Origin of the sequence: Pseudonocardia bannensis, from assembly GCF_012911875.1 — a bacterium.
GTDB lineage: Bacteria > Actinomycetota > Actinomycetes > Mycobacteriales > Pseudonocardiaceae > Pseudonocardia > Pseudonocardia bannensis.
Genome location: NZ_JAAXKZ010000114.1, coordinates 1 through 19141, shown reverse-complemented (window position 1 = coordinate 19141; position 19141 = coordinate 1). Strand labels below are relative to the sequence as shown.

The 19141-nt window shown below is 71.2% G+C and carries 16 protein-coding genes and 1 pseudogene; 15 read left to right on the top strand and 2 right to left on the bottom strand.

Annotation, left to right across the window (positions count from 1 at the left end; translation table 11 throughout):
- The 10 genes and pseudogenes from HF519_RS23600 to HF519_RS23555 form a co-directional block, all read left to right on the top strand.
- Window positions 1-245, top strand: a pseudogene (locus tag HF519_RS23600) (xanthine dehydrogenase family protein molybdopterin-binding subunit); the annotation flags it as partial.
- On the top strand, window positions 242-979 hold the full coding sequence (locus HF519_RS23595) for an enoyl-CoA hydratase (RefSeq protein ID WP_169415189.1): 738 nt from the start codon (window positions 242-244) through the stop codon (window positions 977-979). The pseudogene HF519_RS23600 and the gene HF519_RS23595, both read left to right, overlap by 4 nt.
- A gap of 4 nt (window positions 980-983) precedes the next feature.
- On the top strand, window positions 984-1793 hold the full coding sequence (locus tag HF519_RS23590) for an FAD binding domain-containing protein (RefSeq protein ID WP_169415188.1): 810 nt from the start codon (window positions 984-986) through the stop codon (window positions 1791-1793).
- 24 nt (window positions 1794-1817) lie between these two features.
- On the top strand, window positions 1818-2300 hold the full coding sequence (locus HF519_RS23585; RefSeq protein ID WP_169415187.1) for a (2Fe-2S)-binding protein: 483 nt from the start codon (window positions 1818-1820) through the stop codon (window positions 2298-2300).
- 649 nt (window positions 2301-2949) lie between these two features.
- Window positions 2950-3159, top strand: a complete 210-nt coding sequence (locus HF519_RS23580) for a helix-turn-helix domain-containing protein (RefSeq protein ID WP_169415186.1) — start codon at window positions 2950-2952, stop codon at window positions 3157-3159.
- 134 nt (window positions 3160-3293) lie between these two features.
- The gene (locus HF519_RS23575) at window positions 3294-4097 is read left to right on the top strand and encodes an enoyl-CoA hydratase/isomerase family protein (RefSeq protein WP_169415185.1); all 804 of its coding nucleotides are present in this window, start codon (window positions 3294-3296) and stop codon (window positions 4095-4097) included.
- A gap of 119 nt (window positions 4098-4216) precedes the next feature.
- Window positions 4217-6166, top strand: coding sequence for an ABC transporter ATP-binding protein (locus HF519_RS23570; protein WP_169415184.1), 1950 nt, complete (start codon window positions 4217-4219; stop codon window positions 6164-6166).
- 943 nt (window positions 6167-7109) lie between these two features.
- Window positions 7110-7535: a hypothetical protein gene (locus HF519_RS23565; RefSeq protein ID WP_169415183.1), complete on the top strand. Its 426-nt coding sequence runs from the start codon at window positions 7110-7112 to the stop codon at window positions 7533-7535.
- Window positions 7536-8225: 690 nt separating this feature from the next.
- Entirely contained in the window at window positions 8226-9557 is a 1332-nt protein-coding gene (locus HF519_RS23560) for an alpha/beta hydrolase (protein WP_169415182.1), read from the top strand.
- Window positions 9558-10072: 515 nt separating this feature from the next.
- Window positions 10073-11530 (top strand): multicopper oxidase family protein, encoded by a 1458-nt coding sequence (locus HF519_RS23555; RefSeq protein WP_211170475.1) that lies wholly within the window; start codon window positions 10073-10075, stop codon window positions 11528-11530.
- Between the two features lie 274 nt (window positions 11531-11804).
- Here the strand turns inward: HF519_RS23555 and HF519_RS23550 are convergent, their stop codons facing one another.
- The gene (locus HF519_RS23550; protein WP_281358627.1) at window positions 11805-12968 is read right to left on the bottom strand and encodes an LLM class flavin-dependent oxidoreductase; all 1164 of its coding nucleotides are present in this window, start codon (window positions 12966-12968) and stop codon (window positions 11805-11807) included.
- A 308-nt stretch (window positions 12969-13276) separates the two neighbouring features.
- A complete protein-coding gene (locus HF519_RS23545; RefSeq protein ID WP_169415179.1) occupies window positions 13277-13867 on the bottom strand; it encodes a TetR/AcrR family transcriptional regulator in 591 nt (196 codons plus the stop codon).
- A gap of 130 nt (window positions 13868-13997) precedes the next feature.
- Between HF519_RS23545 and egtA the strand changes: the two genes are divergently transcribed.
- The 5 genes from egtA to HF519_RS23520 all read left to right on the top strand — a co-directional run.
- Complete coding sequence (gene egtA, locus HF519_RS23540; RefSeq protein WP_312860307.1) at window positions 13998-15401, top strand: ergothioneine biosynthesis glutamate--cysteine ligase EgtA; 1404 nt, start codon at window positions 13998-14000, stop codon at window positions 15399-15401.
- Entirely contained in the window at window positions 15398-16789 is a 1392-nt protein-coding gene (egtB, locus tag HF519_RS23535; protein ID WP_169415178.1) for an ergothioneine biosynthesis protein EgtB, read from the top strand. The genes egtA and egtB overlap by 4 nt, the downstream gene beginning before the upstream one ends.
- 4 nt (window positions 16790-16793) lie before the next feature.
- Window positions 16794-17570 (top strand): ergothioneine biosynthesis protein EgtC, encoded by a 777-nt coding sequence (gene egtC / locus HF519_RS23530; protein WP_169415177.1) that lies wholly within the window; start codon window positions 16794-16796, stop codon window positions 17568-17570.
- Window positions 17567-18538 carry an L-histidine N(alpha)-methyltransferase gene (gene egtD, locus HF519_RS23525; RefSeq protein ID WP_169415176.1) on the top strand — a complete coding sequence of 324 codons (972 nt, stop codon included), beginning with the start codon at window positions 17567-17569 and terminating at the stop codon, window positions 18536-18538. The genes egtC and egtD overlap by 4 nt, the downstream gene beginning before the upstream one ends.
- A 160-nt stretch (window positions 18539-18698) precedes the next feature.
- Window positions 18699-19141: cupin domain-containing protein (locus HF519_RS23520; RefSeq protein WP_169415175.1), on the top strand; the 443-nt coding region annotated here is incomplete at its 3' end.

The following is a 19141-nucleotide window of genomic DNA, read 5'->3' as shown; positions in this document are numbered from 1 at the left end:
AGGACGGCAACCTGTCCACCGGGACCCTGCTGGACTACCTGATGCCCACCAGCGCCGAGATCCCGGAGCTGACCATCGGCCACCTCGCCCGTCCCGCGGCCAACCCGCTCGGGGTCCGCGGCGTCGGTGAGGGCGGCACCCTCGGCCCCAACGCCGTCCTCGCCGGGGCCCTGGGCGACGCCCTCGGCATCAGCATCGACACCCTGCCCATCACCCCGGCCCGGGTGTGGAAGGAGCTCCAATGATCGACATGACCCTGCAGGACCGGGTCGGGGTGATCACCCTGGATCGGCCCGAGAAGCGCAACGCGCTCAACATCGAGCTGTGCCACCGGCTGCGCGAGGCCGTGGGCTCGGCGATCGACGGCGGCGCCCGGGCGCTGGTGATCACCGGGAACGGCACCAGCTTCTGCTCCGGCGCCGACCTCGGCGAGGTCTACACCGCCGATTTCCGCGACGCCCTCTACGCGATGCTGCACGCCGTCACCGACGCGCCCGTTCCGGTGGTAGCGGCCGTGAACGGCCCCGCGATCGGAGCCGGAACCCAGCTCGCGCTGGCCGCCGACCTGCGGGTCGCCGCGCCCACCGCGCTGTTCGGCGTGCCCACCGCCAAGATCGGGCTCGCGGTCGACCCGTGGACGATCCGCCGGCTCGCCCTGCTCGCCGGCAACGGCACCGCCCGCGCCGTGCTGCTGGCCTGTGAGCAGCTCGACGCGCAGCGGGCGCAGGCGTGCGGGCTCGTCGAGCGGGCCGGCGACGTCGCCGACGCGCTGGCCTGGGCGACGGAGATGGCCGGTCTCGCGCCGCTGACCGTCGCCTACTCCAAGCGCGTGCTCAACGAGGTGTTCGAGCCGGAGCTCGGCTCGGCGCAGGCGAAGGAGTTGGACGTCGCCTTCGAGGGCTGCTGGGCCAGCGACGACTTCGCCGAGGGGCGCCGTGCCCGCGCCGAGAAGCGTGCGCCGCGGTTCGAGGGGAGATGACCCGGTGAAATGCGCCCCGTTCGACTACGTCCGCGCGGCCAGTGTGGACGAGGCCGTCACGACGCTGTCCCAGGCGGACGGTGACGGCAAGATCCTCGCCGGTGGGCAGAGCCTGGTGCCGGTGCTGGCGCTGCGGATGGCCCGGCCGTCGGTGCTCGTCGACGTCAACCGGATCCCGGGCCTGGCCGGTGTCACCCCCGAGGGGGACGCGGTCCGGGTCGGTGCGCTGACCCGCCACAGCGCGCTCGTCGAGCAGACCCACCACCCGCTGCTCGCCGACGCGGCCCGCTGGATCGGCCACACCGCGATCCGGGCGCGGGGCACCGCGGGCGGCAGTATCGCGCACGCCGACCCGTCGGCCGAGCTGCCCGTCGTGGCCGTCGGCACCGGCGCGACCGTGACCGTCGCCGGTCCCGGCGGGACCCGGCAGCTGGCCGCCGAGGACCTGTTCGTCGGCGCGCTGATGACCGACCTGGCCGAGGACGAGATGCTCACCGAGGTCCGGTTCCCGCTGCCCACCCGCTGGGGTTTCGCCGAGTTCGCCCGCCGGCACGGCGACTTCGCGCTGGTCATGGCGGTCGCCGCCGAGGTCGAGGGCACAGTCCGGGTCGCCCTCGGCGGCATCGGGGCGGTCCCGGTACGCGCCGAGGCCGCAGAACGGGTGCTCGCCGGCGGCGGGTCCCTGCGCGAGGCCGCGGCTGCCGCCGCGGAGCAGCTCACCCCCACAGCCGACCTGCACGGCTCGGCCGAGTTCCGGCGGGCCATCGCCGCCGAGATGATCCGGCGCGCGCTGACCCGGGCCGGGCTCTCCTAACCACCCTTCAGGAAGGAGCTGGCGATGGACATCACCTTCAGCGTCAACGGCGAGCGGGTGCACCTCGACGTCGAGCCCCGGCACACCCTGGCCGACGCGCTGCGCGAGGAATGCGGCCTGACCGGCACCCACCTCGGGTGTGAGCACGGGGTGTGCGGCGCCTGCACCGTGCTGGTCGACGGGCAGCCGGCGCGGGCCTGCCTGATGTTCGCGGTGCAGGCCGACGGCGCCACGGTCACGACCGTCGAGGGACTGGCCGGCGAGGACGGCGAGCTGCACCCGCTGCAGGAGGCCTTCGTCGCCCACCACGGCCTGCAGTGCGGGTTCTGCACCCCCGGCATGCTGATCAGCGCGCTGCACCTGCTGGAGACCGACCCCGAGCCCGACCGGGAGACGATCCGCACGGAGATGTCGGGCAACATCTGCCGGTGCACCGGCTACAGCGGGATCGTCGACGCGGTCGAGGCTGCGGCGGGTGTGCTGCGGGAGCCCGGCCCCGCCTCCTGATGGCAGGGTGGGGCCACCCGGCCTCCCTGTCGTGGTCCCGGTGTGCGGTGCCCGCGGTGAACCGGGCGGCACGATCCGGCCGTCGGCGATACGCACGATGCGGTCGGCGTAGCCGGCGAGCCGGGGCTCGTCGTGGCTGGCCACGACCAGCGCGGTTCCGGCGGCCGCGATCGTGCCGAACAGCTCGCCGATCGCAGCCGCCGTGGTCACGTCCAGGCTCGCGGTCCAGAATCGTCATGCCCGACGGGCGTTCCGGACCCAAAATATGAAGACGTGTTCAGATGTAACGGTTTGTGTGCGCGTGGAGACGTCTCGGGCGGGCCGAAACAGTCGAAGATCGTGCGGACCCGAACGCGTAGAAGTCGCATCCGAATGAATCACTGAGAGCGACCCCTCTCGGGACCGAAGACACCGATCCGGGGCCTCGCTTCAGGGGCCGGTGGCAACGACGTCTCCGCCGGATGACCGCATGGCGCACTCCAAGCGACCATGATCACCCGTCCGCGTGATCCATTCGGACGAACCGTTCACCGATCATCGAGTGGATCTCCTGGCACCCGGGCCGGGCGTGGACGATCATTGCCGCACCGACGAGCCGACCGGCTTCGGTCCGCGGACTCCCGCGGTGGGGCAGAGGAGGTCAAGAGACGTGGCCGACCTGAAGAAGGGCGCCCGGATCACCGGCACCCAGCGTGACAAACTCGCTACCGACCTGAAGAAGAAGTACGAGAAGGGCGCCAGCATCCGCGCCCTCGCCGAGCAGACCGGGCGCTCCTACGGGTTCGTCCACCGGGTGCTCAGTGAGACGGGTGTCACGTTGCGCGGGCGTGGTGGTGCCACGCGGGCGAAGAAGAAGTAGCCGCCCCTGCAGTGATCATCACTGCAGCGATCACCACAACAGTCCCGAGCCGTCCCGCGTGGACGGCCCCGGGGTAGCGTGCGCTCGCCGGGCGCTCGCACGGAGGCCCGTCGTACGCGGAAGGCGGGCCTTCAGTGGGCACAGCGGTGGTGGACCCGGAGCTGTTGAACCGGGGCGGAGTCGAGCTCGACGTCGAGGGTGTCCGGGCGACGATCACGCTCGCGCGACCGGACGTGCTGAATGCCCAGACGCCACTCACCTGGGACGCGCTGCGCACCATCGGTGAGGCGCTGCCCGAGGACGTGCGGGTGGTGGTGGTCCGCGGTGCCGGCCGGGCCTTCTCGGCCGGCCTCGACCGCAGGCTCTTCACGGCCACCGACGTCGACGGCATGCCGGGCATCGCACGGCTCGGCCAGATGCCCGACGCCGAGGCCGACGCCGCCATCGCCTCCTTCCAGAGCGGGTTCTCGTGGCTTCGGGACCCGGCGCGCGTGACGGTCGCCGCGGTGCAGGGCCACGCCATCGGTGGTGGCTTCCAGCTCGCCCTGGCGTGCGACCTGCGGATCGTGGCCGACGACGTGCAGTTCTGCATGGCCGAGCCGAGCCTGGGCATCGTGCCCGACCTGGGCGGTACGTACCCGCTCGTGCAGGCCGTCGGCTACGCCCGCGCGGTCGACATCTGCCTGACCGGGCGCCGGGTCGGCGCCGACGAGGCCGTCGCGATCGGGCTCGCCCAGCAGGCCGTCCCGCTCGCGGAGCTCGACGGCGCCGTCGACACGCTCGTCGCGGCGCTGACCTCGGCGCCCACCGGCGCCGCCCGGGAGACCCTCGGGTTGCTCGCCGGGGTGGCCGGCGGGATCGACCCGGCCGGTGCGCTGGCCGCCGAGCGGGCCGCCCAGCTGCGCCGACTGAAGTCGCTGGCCGCCGGCACGGGCTGAGCGGCCCGCCGACTGGCGCTGCCCGTCCGGGGAACCCATCGTCGAGGGGGACGGGAAGAAGCGGTCGTCCACCGGCGTTGTCGTGTGATTGCAACGCTGTAATCGCAAGGGAGCTGCCGGTGGACAACAGTTGGCGGTTGATGAAGGGCGTCGCCCGCGGCGCCGACGCGCCCACGAAGGTCGCCAAGGGAACGGTCCGGCGGATCTGGACGTTCGCCCGCCCGCACCGCCGTGGACTGCTCGCCTTCCTGATGCTCACGGTGGCCTCCGCGGTGATCGGTGTGGTCACTCCGGTGCTGGCCGGCCGGGTCGTCAACGCGATCGTCGCGGGCGGTGAGGCCTCGGCCGCGGCCGCGGTCGTCATCGGGCTCGCCGGCGGGATCGCGGCGCTGGCGGTCTTCGACGCCGCGATCGGGCTGGTCTCGCGCTGGTTCTCCGTGCGCATCGGCGAGGGTCTGATCGTCGATCTGCGACGGGCGGTGTTCACCCACGTCCAGACGATGCCCATCGCGTTCTTCACCCGCACCCGCACCGGTGCGCTCGTCAGCCGGCTGAACAACGACGTCATCGGCGCCCAGTCGGCCATCACGTCGACGCTCGCCAGCCTGATCAGCAACGTCATCCAGCTGGCCCTGGCGCTGATCGTCATGCTCACCCTGGCCTGGCAGGTCACGCTCCTCGCACTGGTCCTGCTCCCCGTCTTCGTGCTGCCCGCCCGGCGGATGGGCCGCACCATCGCCGACCTGCGCCGCGAGTCCGCCAACCTCAACGCCGGCATGAGCACCCAGATGACCGAGCGGTTCTCCGCTCCGGGGGCGACCCTGGTCAAGCTGTTCGGGCGTCCGGAGGAGGAGTCGCGGGAGTTCGGCGAACGGGCCGAGCGGGTCCGCGACATCGGGGTGCGGACCGCGATGGTCTCCCGGGTGTTCGTGACCGCGTTGTCGCTGGTCTCCGCGCTGGCGCAGGCGCTGGTGTACGGCCTGGGCGGCTACCTGGCGGTGACCGGGCAGATCGAGGCCGGCACCGTCGTCACCCTGGCGCTGCTGCTCACCCGGCTCTACACGCCGATGACCGCGCTCGCCAACGCCCGCGTGGACGTGATGAGCGCGCTGGTGTCGTTCGAGCGGGTCTTCGAGGTGCTCGATCTCAAGCCGATGATCACCGAGAAGCCGGACGCCCGGGATCTCCCCGACGGGCCCGTGACGGTGCGGCTGCGCGACGTCCGGTTCGGCTACCCCAGTGCCGACCGGGTCTCGCTCGCCTCGCTCGAGGAGGTCGCGGTGCTCGACAACCGCGCCGGCGAGGAGGTCCTGCACGGCATCGACCTGGACGTCGGCGGCGGGCAGCTGGTCGCACTGGTCGGCTCGTCCGGTGCCGGGAAGTCGACGATCGCGTCGCTGGTCCCGCGGCTGTACGACGTCGACTCAGGCGCGGTGGAGCTGTCCGGGATCGACGTGCGCGACCTGTCCTTCGCGGCCGTGCGCGGCGCCGTCGGCGTCGTCACCCAGGACGGGCACCTGTTCCACGACACGATCCGGGCGAACCTGCGCTACGCCGCGCCCGAGGCCTCCGACGACGAGCTGCACGCCGCCCTGGAGCGAGCCCGGCTGGGCGAGCTCGTCGCCGCCCTGCCCGACGGCCTGGACACCGTGGTGGGGGAGCGGGGGTACCGGCTCTCCGGTGGCGAGCGGCAGCGGCTGACCATCGCCCGGCTGCTGCTGGCCAGGCCGCGCGTCGTCATCCTCGACGAGGCCACCGCGCACCTGGACTCCGAGTCCGAGGCGGCGGTGCAGGCCGCCCTGGCCGAGGCCCTCGACGGCCGTACCGCGATCGTGATCGCGCACCGACTGTCCACGATCCGGGCCGCCGACCAGATCGCGGTGGTCGAGGACGGCCGGATCGTCGAACGCGGCACCCACGACGAGCTGCTCGCGGCCGACGGGCGCTACGCCGTGCTGCACCGCACGCAGTTCGCAGCCCAGGCCGCGCGCGAGATCACCGAATGCGCCGTGTTCGGCTGCCAGGACGACCACGCGGGCGACCGCACCCACCCGCACCCGGTCGGCTGAACCCCGTCCTGGTTGTCGTACTCCGCACACCCTGGCGTTCGACCTTCGATCTCACACCACGGGCGGTGCTGGCGCGGCCAGATGAGTGGCGGCAGCCCTCCCGGCAGGGGCGACGCGGTCGGTGCGCCGTCTGCTGAGCAGCGTGAGTGGCACACAGCTGCAACGGGGTGCAGCAGGGCGTGTACTACGTGGATCGAACGAAGCGGTCCTTGTCCGACAGGATCAAACTCTCGAGATAGGGAAGATTCGGACGATGTCCGACGATTCAGGCAATATCTGCGTCCAGCGCTCAACTGCAATTCTCTCCACGACGAGATGTTGTGGGGCACATCGGAGAAAATATTTGATGGATTGTCATGAATTCTCACTATCGGCTCATGACCAGCAGTGATGCTCTTGATCGCGCAGACTTTCGAGCGGTTGGAGTAGTGTCAGCGTCAGTCTGACCAGGCGTGAGCCGTCGCTCCACGGGCAGTGTCGTAAAATCGCCTGTCGCTGCGACAGTACGTCTGCGGAGGGCGCAAGAAGGAAAGCTGTCGGCTCCAGGGAAATTTCTCGGACATCTGCACTTGAAGTCGTTCCGGCCGTCTTCGGGTCAGGCACACTTGCAGACATGCACGGCAGGGAAGGGCTGAGAGCCGTCACCGGCATGATCGCCATTGTGCTGGCGGCATCGGTCGGATGCTCCGCCTACGGCCCCGCGGCCTGGTCCTGGTGTCATGATCGTGATCTTCGAGAACGAGAACGCCGTTCGCATGGTCGGGCGCGCCGACCCAACCTCGCTGGCCCGTGCGGGGGCCACGCTCACAGACACCCATGGAGTGGCCCGGACAGGTACGCCCCGCCGGCACTCGGGCACCACCGGTGCCCAGTCCCTCAGTGCAATCCGGATCTTCCCACCGATCGCCGGACACCCCGTCGTTGCCACACCTGAGGAGTACTCGTGGCGAGCACCGCGGACACCAAGCGCACTGACGCAGGCCGGGCTAGCAGCACCCTGTACAGCGTCCTGATCGGGCTGACCGCCCTTACCCTGCTGCTCCAGGGCCTCTGGGCCGGGATCTTCCTCGAGCACGATGGTGCCCGCGATGCCGCGAAGAACTGGATCGACGTGCACGCCCGGGGGGCCGACATCGCCATCGCGCTCGCCGCGGCCGCCACGATCGTCGCGTTCGTGAAGCTGCGCGCGCGTCGAGTCCTGTGGCTGGGCAGCCTGGCCCTCACGATCCTGTTGCTCCTCGAGGCCTACCTGGGCGGCCTGATCCGCGATGAGGGTCAGGACGCGCTCACCGCGGTGCACGTGCCGCTGGCCATGGCCCTCATCGGCCTGGTGGTGTGGCTGCCGCTACACGCGATACGGCGTGGCTGACAGCACGAACGCCGGCGATGAGGTGCACCGGTGCGTCCGGAGACTCAAGGGCCGGCACGGCCCCGCCCGGCAGGCGCCCCGACGGCCGCATTGCGCGCAACCTGTGGCGTGGCCCCCGGGTCGGTTGCAGGGTCTCGGGCGCGCCGGGGAAGCCCTAGCAGGCCGGACGCTGCTGCCCGAGATTCACTCAAGACGGCTGCGGGCGCGCCCGAGGATCCCTGATCGCCGCGGTGTCAGCCGCGGCGGACCCGCTGGCCGACGCTGATCAGTAGCCGTGTTCGGCCCGGTGCCACGCCCGGGGCGATGGCTCCCGCGCCTACAGGATGAACGAGACCCTCTCGATGACCACCCGAGCGCCGGCAGCTCGTACCGGTCGATGTCAGGCGTTCGGCGTCGTGGGACGCGGCGCGCAGAAGAAGCTCGTGACCGTCAGGCCCACGGTCGGCACCGGACACACCGTCGGGCTGCTCCGCCGTCGCCGTCAGGCCCACCGCCCCAGCGCTTACGGTGCTGGCCTCGGCCGACCACGAAGAACCGGTGTACAGGGGTACAGGGGCAGAAACAACGATGGCTCCGCGACGGGACCGCGGGAAGGGGAACCGGGCTGGTGGCGCAGCCGTTGGATGAGCGGTCGGGTCCGCGTATCCAGGCTCACGAGACAGGGAGTGTGTCACGGCGCGGCTACTGGACATGTCGCTGATCGTCGGGACGCTGCCGACGGTCATCTCGGTCGCGGGGGCCGCCGCGGCCGGCCTGCTGCTCGCGCGCCGGGGCCGGTTCTGGTGGACCAGGCTGGTGCCGTTCGGCGTGGCCGTCGCCACCGGTGGCGTCGTCCTCACAGCGTGGATCGTCAACGGGATGTGGCGGCCGTTTCCCGACGCGTTGCCCGGCAGAGTGTTGGCCTGGATCGGCTTCGCGCTGTTCGGAATCGCCCTGGCTACGGCGAACTGCTGGTCCTCGGGCGGGTGGCGTCGAACGCTGAGCGTGCCAGCCCTCATCCTGGTGCTCGCACTGCCGGCGGTGAAGATCAATGCCTTCTACGGCTACTTCCCCACGTTGCGTGCCGCCGCCGGCGTCCGCGCGGCCGACGAGATAGAGTTCTCCGCGCTCACCGGGGCGGTGCCGACGATCAGGACAGGCCCGGGGACGGCGCTCGCGCGGGCATGGCAGCCGCCCCCGGACATGCCGGGCAGCGGGCGGGTGGCCCGGGTGGACATCCCGGGAGCGGTCTCGGGATTCCGGGCCCGGCCTGCCTCGGTGTATCTGCCGCCAGCCTATCTGAGCGTCCAGCGGCGCCCCCTGCTGCCGGTACTGGTGTTGGTAGCCGGGCAACCCGGTACGCCTCAGGACTGGCTGACCGCCGGCAAACTTGCCGAGGTCATGGACCGGTTTGCAGCGTCCCACGCCGGGCTCGCGCCGGTGGTCGTCATGCCTGACGCCACCGGATCCACTCTGGCCAACCCGCTGTGCATGGACTCGCGGCTGGGCAACGTCGAGACCTACCTGTCCCGGGACGTCCCCGCCTGGATCGCCCGCAACCTGCAGGTCGACCCCGACCCGCGGCACTGGTCGGTAGGAGGGTTTTCCTACGGGGGCACCTGTGCGCTTCAGTTGGCGGTGCGCCAACCTCACACCTACCCGACGTTCCTGGACATCTCCGGGCAGGACGAACCGACTCTGGGCACCCGTGCCCAGACCGTGGCGGCCGCGTTCGACGGAGACGGGGAGAAGTTCCGCGAGGTCAACCCGCTCGACATATTGGCGATTGAACACTTCCCCGACAGCGACGGAGTGATCGCGAGCGGCACCGACGACCGGCTGTGCCGAACTCAGGGCGACAGAGTGCTGGCGGCCACCCGAAAGGCGCGCATGTCGGTACAACGTCTCGACGTCCACGGCGGCCATTCCTGGCCGGTCGCGATCTCCGCCCTGGACTCTGCGCTGCCCTGGCTCACCACCCGGCTCGGACTCACCGACCCGGACGCCGGCGCGATAGTCGGCAGCCGGCCTGTGTCCAGCTGACGGATCGATACTGCACGCGGTCTCCGGTTGTCGGCTCGTCCATCACCTGGGTGTTGGAGTTCCCGACCGGACCTGTCCCGCGTAACCGGGGCCCGGGTGAGCCCACCGTCCGCGGCCGGCCCCGACACCCCGTCTCCGAGACGCGCCGGGCCGGTGAACGGAAGCCGGGAGCCTCCGAATCTCCGCGGCGCCACTGATATGTATTACTTTTCCTTTGCCGTCGGTTGAACAACGTGGGGAACAAATCCCGCGAATCGTCGGAAATTGGACTTGGGGAGCCAGATGGATTACCCCGTTTTCGGGAATGGCTGCCCCCCTGCACACGGCTCCTGACCAGGGCATTCGGCGGCGAGAGTCGTTTCTCGCGGCGGACGGCCCGCCGCGAGAACGGCCAGGGGGCCACCGTGAATGCTGCGAATCTGTCCCGAAGGGACATACTGAAGATATCGGCGCTGGGGGCGGCCGCGCTGACCCTGCCCCTCGAGCGAGTGGTTCATGCCAAGGGTGTGTCGCGTTTGGCCGCGAGCAAGTTGCCCAAGCCGTACACGGTCCCGTTCGCGGTGCCGCCGGTGCTCGCGCCGATCGGTACCACCGACCAAGGCGAGCCGCTGTACGAGATCCGCCAGCGGGCCGCGTCGGTGGAGATCCTGCCCGGGCTCAAGACGACGATCTTCGGGTACAACGGCCTCACGCCGGGTCCGACGATCAAGGCGCAGCGGGGGCGGCCGATCGCGGTCCGGATGATCAACGACCTGCCGCCGACGCACCCACAGTGGAGGTACACGCCGTGGACCTCGTGCCATCTGCACGGCTCGGCCTCCAAGCCGCAGTACGACGGCTACGCGAGTGACATCACCCAGCCGGGCGAGGTCAAGACCTACCGCTATCCGAACATCCAGGACGCCCGCACGCTCTGGTACCACGATCACGGCGTTCATCACACTGCCGAGAACGCGTACATGGGACTGGCGGCGCAGTATCACCTGACCGACGCGGTCGAAGCCGCGCTGCCGATCCCGAAGGGCGACTACGACGTCCCCCTGATCCTGGTGGACAAGATGTTCGGTGCGGACGGGAACCTCATGTACGACGACGCCGGTCATTCGGGCCTGTGGGGCGACGTCATCCTGGTCAACGGGCGGCCGTGGCCGGTCATGACGGTCGCGAAGCGCAAGTACCGCTTCCGCATCCTCAACGCGTCGCTCTCCCGCGGCTTCCGGCTGCAACTGTCCGACGCCGTCCCGATGACGGTGATCGGCACCGACGGTGGGCTCATGCCCGCGCCGCAGCAGACCGTCCAGCTGCGGATCGGTATGGCCGAGCGCTACGAGGTGGTCATCGACTTCGCCCGCTACAAGAAGGGCGACAAGATCGAGCTGCGGAACCTGGGGGTGCCGAACTCGACCGATTACGACAACACCGGCAAGGTCATGCGGTTCGAGGTGACCGATGACCCGTTCGATCCGGCCGGCAACGAGGTCCCCGCCGTGCTGAACCCCAACATGGAGGTCATGGGGCTGCTGCCGGCACAGGCGAAGGCCACCACGAAGATCGAGGTGGTCCGGAAGAACGGCCTGTGGACCATCAACGGCACGACCTGGGAGGACGTCATCGAGTCCGGGTACAAGAAGGTCGTGGCCAACCCGGAGCTCGACGAGATCCAGATCTGGGAGATCAAGAACAGCTCGGGTGGCTGGTTCCACCCCGTGCACATCCATCTGGTCGACTTCCAGATCCTCGACCGCAACGGCAAGCCGCCGTTCGCCTTCGAGAAGGGGCCCAAGGACGTCGCCTACGTCGGCGAGAACGAGACCGTCCGGGCGATCATGAAGTTCACCCACCAGACCGGCCGGTACATGATCCACTGTCACAACCTGCCGCACGAGGACCACGACATGATGACCCAGTTCCGGGTGGGCGACGACACCCCCGACAACGATCCCATCGCCTCCGACCGCCCGACCAAGGCGTGAAACCGGATCGGCCGCGACTCACCTCCCGCCGATCCTCGCGGGTCGGCACGACCCGGCCGCTTCGAGGTGTTGCACCGAGACTCCGCAGGTCCTCTCGAGGGCAACGGACCGGCCGAGACCGAGGCCGGCTCCGAGTCCATTCTCGTGGGCCTGAGCCAGGAGCCCATCGACCGGCTGCCGGGTGGGAGGTCCTCCGCCGACCTGGGTGGCCGTCCCCGAGGTGGGAGGCGGCACGACGTCGCCCACCTCGGAGCCTCCGGGCCGGCCGCTCGGATCAGCCGGACTTGGCCGCTCTCTCCTGGGCGTGCTTCTCCGTCCACGCTGCGAGGGCGTCGGACTGCTTCGCGTCGAGCTCCTGCCAACGGCTCTGCGCGTAGCGTGCGGCGGCCAGCGTGCGCTCGGCCGAACCCTGGAACGCGGGCATGACCTGCTCGGCGAACAGCTCGTAGTGCCGCGCGGTCGCGTCCGGCCGGGCCCAGTCGTGAGCCATCATCAGGTAGGTGCCGAACCCACCGGACTGCTTGGCGAGCTCGTCGATCTTCCGGATCGCGTCCTCCGGGGTGCCGATGACCCCGATGCCGCTCTCGTTGACCCAGTTCACCCGCTCCTGCAGCGTGTCGCCACCGGGGCGGAAGTGCGGTGCGGCGGCGGTGTGCTGCAGGTAGTCGCACCAGGCGTCGATGCCGTACTCGACCTCCCGCATCGCCTGTTCCCGCGTCTCGGCGATGTGCATCGGCCCGACCAGCCGCCAGCTGCCGCGGTCCGCCTTCTGCCCGTGCTCGGCGGCCTTCTCCTCCACCACGTCCCAGTGCATGGCGAGCAGGTCGAGGTCGCCCACGAGAGTGGCGCCGACCGACAGCAGTGACAGGCCGTGCTTGCCGACCAGGCGTGGACCCGACGGCGAGGCGATCGCGGCGACGCCGACCTCGAAGCAGGGATCAGTGAAAGGCCGCAGCTGGCAGCGAGCCTCGACGAGGTTGTAGCGGGCGGTCTTCTTCGTGACCGGCTCGTCGGTCAGCAGCAGTTGCATGAGGACGTCGACGTCCTCCTCCAGCGCCGGCCGCTGCTCGGACGGATCAATGCCGATCATGGCGGCGTCGGTGGGCAGTGCGCCCGGGCCCAGGCCCAGGATGAACCGGCCGCGGGTGAGGTGGTCGAGCAGGATTGCGCGGTCGGCGACCCACAGCGGGTTGTGGTAGGGCAACGAGAGCACGCCGGTACCCAGCTTGATGTTCTCGGTCCGGGACGCGACGTGAGCGATGAAGATCTCGGGCGAGGCGATGATCTCCGAGCCGCAGGAGTGATGCTCCCCGACCCAGGCCTCGTCGTAGCCCAGCCTGTCGAGCTGCTGGATGGTCTCGACGTCGCGCTGGAGGGCGACGGTGGGGTTCCGGCCCGGCGGGGCATGGAACGGGGCCATGAAGATACCGAAGCGCATACGCGACATTGAGCTGCGACCTCTCTTGGTGTCTCACCGGTTCACCACCGAAACATGGGCGGCGGAAAAGTGTCAAGAATCACAGTTGATCTTCGCGTGCCGTGCCGCCCCCTGAGTCGGCGCCGGTCACCGCGTCCCGCCGCGCCGTACCCCCGTCGTCCGGCGCATCGCCATGTCCTGCTCCTGAGGCACCAGCCGGTACGCCGTGACCCTCAGGGTGGGTCCGTGCCGGACGCCCGACGGCGCAGGCCTGCGAGGAGATCGGGAGGCGTCGGGAACGAGCCGGGGCCTCGCGGGCGAACCGCGGATCAGGGACGGCGGACGGCGTGCTCGACGAGGTCGAGGACCCCGTCGAGCTCGTCGGCCGGAAGTCCCATGGCCAGGTGGGAGACGAGACCTTCGAGCACGAGCTCCAGGTACTGGGCGAGCACCGGCACCGGCACGTCGTCGCGCAGCGCGCCCGCCGCGGCCTGTCGCTCCAGGCGGTTGCGGGTGGCCGTGGTGAGCGCGGCGGAGTGCGCTCGCCAGCGATCACGGAACTCCGGGTCGGTGCGCAACCGCCGGGAGACCTCCAGCCGGGTGCCCAACCAACTGCGGTCCTCGGCCGCCGGACCGGTCTCGCCGTCCGTGCCGCTGACCAGCAGCTCGCGCATCACCTGGACCAGCCCCTGCTCGGCGACGACGTCGGCCATCCGGCGCGCGTCCTGCTCGGCGAGGGCCAGGAACAGGGCCTCCTTGTCGCGGAAGTAGTGGAAGATCGCTCCACGGGACAGCCCGGTGGTCTGCTCGAGCCGACGGACGGTCGCGCCCTCGTAGCCGTAGCGGGCGAAGCAGGTGCGGGCGCCGTTCAGGATCTGCTGACGCCGCGCGGCGAGCTGGTCGGTACTCACGCGGGGCACCAGTCCAGTATCCCGTACGTACGGATTGTTGCGGCCACGCGGTCGGGACCGAACGGGCGCCCGACCGGCCGCAAGCGGTTGCATTGTCAAGACCTGCGATTGTCGGAGGCCGGGGGTAGCGTCTTTCGGCGTGGCGCAGGACTCGGGGACCGTGCGGACGTCGGGCGACGCAGTGGCCACTCCGGTGATGGACAGAGCGGCCGTCGGCCCGGTCCCGGACGTGCTGCACACCTGTGCCGAGGCCGAAGCCTACGTGGCGTCGGTCTGCTTCAAACACGGTCCACCGCGGCTGGCCGGCGTGGAGCTCGAATGGGTCCTGCATCGTTTCGACGCCCCCGCCGCGCCGGTCGACCTGTCCGTCCTGATCGCCGCCCTCGGTCCGCACACTCCGACCGCACTCGACCCGTCCTCACCCGCTCTCCCGCTCCCCTCCGGTTCCACCGTCACCGTCGAACCCGGTGGCCAGGTGGAGCTGGCCAGCCCGCCGATGCCCGGTCTCGGCGCCCTCGTCCCGGCCGCTCAGCGCGACGCCGACGAACTCCACCGCCTCCTCGCCGCCCACGGCCTGCGCCCCCAGCCCCGTGCCGCCGATCCGATCCGGCCGCCGCTGCGGGTCCTCGAACTGCCCCGCTACCGCGCGATGGAGCAGTCCTTCGACCGGATCGGTCCCTACGGCCGCACCGGGATGTGCTCCACAGCCGCGGTCCAGGTCTGTCTCGACGCCGGCGAGGGTCCGGCCATCGCGGCCCGCTGGAACGTGCTGCACGCGCTCGGTCCGGTGCTGGTCGGCGCGTTCGCGAACTCTCCCGTGCTGCACGGGCGACGCACCGGCTGGAAGTCGTCGCGGATGGCCACCTGGCTCTCGCTCGACCCGGCCCGGACCGCACCGCCGGCCTCGGTCAACGGTGACCCGGCCGCCGCGTGGGCGGCGCGTGTGGTGCAGTCGCCGCTGCTGTGCGTGCGCCGGGAGGGCGCCTGGGCGGTCCCCGAGCGGATCACCTTCGCCGACTGGGTGCGGGGGGCCCTGCCGACCGCCCCGACCACGGCCGATCTCGACTACCACGTCTCCACGCTGTTCCCGCCGGTCCGCCCCCGGGGTCACCTCGAGGTGCGCTACATCGATGGGCAGCCCGGCCGGGAGTGGGTGCTGCCGACGGCGGTGCTCGTGGCGCTGCTGTCCGACCCGGTCGTGATCGACCGCGTGCTGGAGGCCTGTGAGCCGGCGCGCGACCGGTGGATCTCGGCGGCCCGGCACGGGCTGGCCGACCGGGTGCTGGCCCGCGCGGCCGCCACGGTGTTCCCGCTCGCGTGTGCCGCGCTGCCCGCGGCCGGTGCCTCGCCCGAGATCGTCGCCGCTCTGGAGGACGTCATCGAGCGTCGTGTCCTGCGCGGACGATGTCCGGCCGACGACCCGCTCCCGGCCGATGATCCGGCCGCCGGCACCGCGCCCGGTGACATCCCGGTCCGCGCCGACGCGGCCTTCTCGCTCGATCCGACCGACCGACCGGGCATCCCGGAGGGAGACCGATCATGACCGAGATCAGCGCCGCGACCCCGACCGCCCCCCTGCAACCGCCCGCCGGCCTCGGAGTCGAGGAACTGCGCTCCCACGTCGCCGGGCTGCTGGAGCGTTCCCGGGCCCGCAGCACCGTGCTGACCGAGGCCGTGGACGAGGCCGACCTGGTGGCCCAGCACTCGCCGCTGATGTCCCCGCTCGTCTGGGACCTGGCGCACATCGGTAGTCAGGAGGAGCTCTGGCTGGTGCGGGACGTGGGTGGTCACGAGCCGCTGCGCCCCGAGATCGACGGGCTCTACGACGCGTTCCAGCACTCCCGCGCCAGCCGGGTCGACCTGCCGCTGCTCACCCCGCCACAGACCCGCGCCTACGTCGCGGAGGTCCGCGACAAGGCCCTCGACGCGCTGGAGCGCAGTCCACTGGTCGGCCGCAGGCTCGTGGACCAGGCCTTCGCCTTCGGCATGATCGTCCAGCACGAGCAGCAGCACGACGAGACCATGCTGGCCACCCACCAGTTGCGCGCGGGCGCGCCGGTGCTGCACGCCGCCCCGCCGCCCCCGGCCGCCGGTCCGCGCGGACCGCGCGAGGTCCTGATCCCGGCCGGCCGGTTCGTCCAGGGCACCTCGACGGAGCCGTGGGCGCTGGACAACGAGCGGCCCGCGCATCCGGTCGAGCTGCCCGCGTTCGTGATCGACGCCTACCCGGTGACGAACGGCGAGTACGCGGAGTTCATCGAGGACGGTGGCTACGACGACCGGCGCTGGTGGACCGAGGCCGGCTGGAAGCACCGCACCGAGGCCGGGCTGGTCGCCCCGCAGTTCTGGGAGCGGGACGGCTCCGATTCGTGGTGGCGGCGCCGCTTCGGTGTGCTGGAGCGGGTCCCGGCCGACGAGCCGGTGGTGCACGTGTGCTTCCACGAGGCCGCCGCGTACGCGGCCTGGTCGGGCAAGCGGCTGCCCACCGAGCCGGAGTGGGAGAAGGCCGCCCGGCACGATCCGGCCACCGGGCGCTCCCGCCGCTACCCGTGGGGCGACGAGGAACCGACCGCGCTGCACGCCAACCTCGGCCAGCGCCACCTGCAGCCCGCGGCCGTCGGTGCCTACCCGCGCGGGGCGTCGGCCTACGGGGTGCACCAGATGCTGGGCGACGTGTGGGAGTGGACGTCCTCGGGCTGGGAGCCCTACCCGGGCTTCGAGATGTTCCCGTACCCGGAGTACTCCCAGGTGTTCTTCGGTGGCGATTACCGGGTGCTGCGGGGCGGCTCGTTCGGCACCGACCCGTCGGCCATCCGCGCCACGTTCCGCAACTGGGACCACCCGATCCGCCGGCAGATCTTCTCCGGTTTCCGCTGCGCCCGGGACGCGACATCCCGGGAGATCGGCGAGAACGCCGTGGGTCGGCGCTAGAGAGGTGTGCCGGCACCTGGCCTACCTCGGGCCGCCGACGACGCTGTCGGCGGTGCTGCTCGACGCCCCGCACGGACTGCTCCACCAGTCCTATGCCCCGTCGGACATGCGAGGCGGGGGCACGGTCAACGCCGACGGGTTCGGCGCGGGCTGGCACCCGGACGGCGCGGCCGACGCGGTCCGCTACCGCAGCGACAAGCCGATCTGGTCCGACGCCGCGTTCGCCGCCCTGGCGGGCGTCACGAGCGGTACCGCCGTGCTCGCCGCGGTCCGCTCGGCCACCGTCGGCATGCCGGTCACGTCGACGGCTGCCGCGCCCTTCGGGGAGGGGCGGTGGCTGTTCAGCCACAACGGCGTCGTCCGCGGCTGGCCGGACTCGGTCGCCCGGCTCGCGGCCGTGCTGCCGGTGACCGACCTGCTCACGTTGGACGCTCCGACCGACTCGGCCCTGCTGTGGGCACTGGTCCGGCACCGGTTGCGCGCGGGCGACGATCCGGCACGGGCGTTGACCGAGACCGTCCTCGCCGTCGACGCAGCCGCACCGGGCTCGCGGCTCAACCTGCTGCTCGGCGAGGGGACGCGGATCTGGGCCACGGCCTGGGGCCACGCGCTGTCCGTCCGCACCGAGCCGGACGCGGTCCTCGTCGCGTCCGAACCCGTTGATCCGCTTCCTGGATGGACCCCGGTTCCCGACCGGCATCTGCTGGTGGCCCACCCGGGTCACTGCGGCATTCATGCGCTCACGACATCCGAGTCCGCGAACCACCAGGGAGCCCGATGAGCACCGCACTGCTCGACGTCCACCTGACCGAGGCCGATGCCGACGCGGCCCTGCGGGCCGACGCCCGGGCGGGGCTCACCGCAGAGCCGAAGGAACTGCCCCCCAAGTGGTTCTACGACGCCCGGGGGAGCGAGCTGTTCGAGAAGATCACCGAGCTGCCGGAGTACTTCCCGACCCGCACCGAGCGGGCGCTGCTGCTCGACAGCGTCGACGAGATCGCCTCGGCGTCCGGTGCGGACACCGTCGTCGAGCTGGGATCGGGCTCGTCGTACAAGACCCGGGTGCTGCTCGATGCGTTCACCCGGGCCGGGACGCTGCGCCGGTACGTGCCGCAGGACGTCAGCGAGTCCGCGCTGCGTGGGGCGATGGACGCGCTGGAGGAGGAGTACCCGGATCTCGAGCTGCACGGCGTGGTCGGAGACTTCACCCACGACCTCGACCGCCTGCCCAAGGGCGGCCGACGGCTGATCGCGTTCCTCGGCGGGACCATCGGCAACCTGCTGCCCGACGAGCGGGACCGGTTCCTCGCCCACGTCCGTTCCGTACTCGAACCGGGGGAGCAGCTGCTGCTGGGCACGGGGCTGGTCATCGACCCGACCGTCCTCGTGCCGGCCTACGACGATGCCGCGGGCGTCACCGCGGAGTTCAACCGCAATGTCCTGCGGGTGCTCAACCGTGAGCTCGGTGCCGACTTCGACGAGGAGGCGTTCGCCCACGTCGCCGTGTGGGACGCCGAGAACGAGTGGATCGAGATGCGCCTGCGGGCCGAGCGGGCGATGAGCGTGACGGTCGCGGAGCTCGGGCTGACCGTGCCGTTCGCGGCGGGGGAGGAGATGCGCACCGAGGTGTCGGCGAAGTTCCGCCCGGACGGGGTGCGGGAGATGCTCACCGAGGCCGGGTTCGAGCTGAACCGGTGGTGGACGGACCCCGAGCAGCGGTTCGGGCTGAGCCTCGCCACGGCCGTGTGACCCCCCGCGAGTCGGGGTGCCCAGACGCGCGAGTCGGGGTTTTCGGGAGTGCGAGTCGGGGTTTTCGGGAGTGCGGGTCGGGGAGGCTGGGGGATCGGTATCCGGCGGCCTGCCGGTCCTGTGGTTCCGCACCGGCGGGCGGTCCGGCTAGCCTCCGGCCATGGGCACGGGCGGAACGAGCGGGACCCGGGACTGGCGCACCGACGGCGTGCGCGTCATTCCCGGTGACGCGCTGGACACCAACACTCCGCAGACCCCGGGGATGCACCGGGCCGCCGCGGTGACGCACGGCCGGACCGGCGCGGAGAAGCTGTGGGCGGGCACGGTCACCATCCATCCTGGTGCCCGAACCGGCGCGCACCACCACGGAGAGCTGGAGAGCGTGATCTACGTGGTGCGCGGCCGGGCCCGGATGCGGTGGGGCGACAACCTCGAGTTCACTGCGGAGGCCGGTCCCGGCGGATTCATCTTCGTTCCGCCGTTCGTGCCGCATCAGGAGATCAACGCCCTGGACGACGAGCCCCTGGAATGCGTGCTCACCCGCAGCGGCCAGGTACCGATCGTGGTCAACCTGGACATCGAGGGGGTGGCCGAGCCCGAGCA

Coding starts and splice junctions, on each gene's coding strand:
- HF519_RS23595 (WP_169415189.1), top strand. CDS start 242: ATGATCGACATGACCCTGCAGGACCGGGTCGGGGTGATCACCCTGGAT.
- HF519_RS23585 (WP_169415187.1), top strand. CDS start 1,818: ATGGACATCACCTTCAGCGTCAACGGCGAGCGGGTGCACCTCGACGTC.
- HF519_RS23560 (WP_169415182.1), top strand. CDS start 8,226: ATGTCGCTGATCGTCGGGACGCTGCCGACGGTCATCTCGGTCGCGGGG.
- HF519_RS23550 (WP_281358627.1), bottom strand. CDS start 12,968: ATGCGCTTCGGTATCTTCATGGCCCCGTTCCATGCCCCGCCGGGCCGG.
- egtB (WP_169415178.1), top strand. CDS start 15,398: ATGACCGAGATCAGCGCCGCGACCCCGACCGCCCCCCTGCAACCGCCC.
- egtD (WP_169415176.1), top strand. CDS start 17,567: ATGAGCACCGCACTGCTCGACGTCCACCTGACCGAGGCCGATGCCGAC.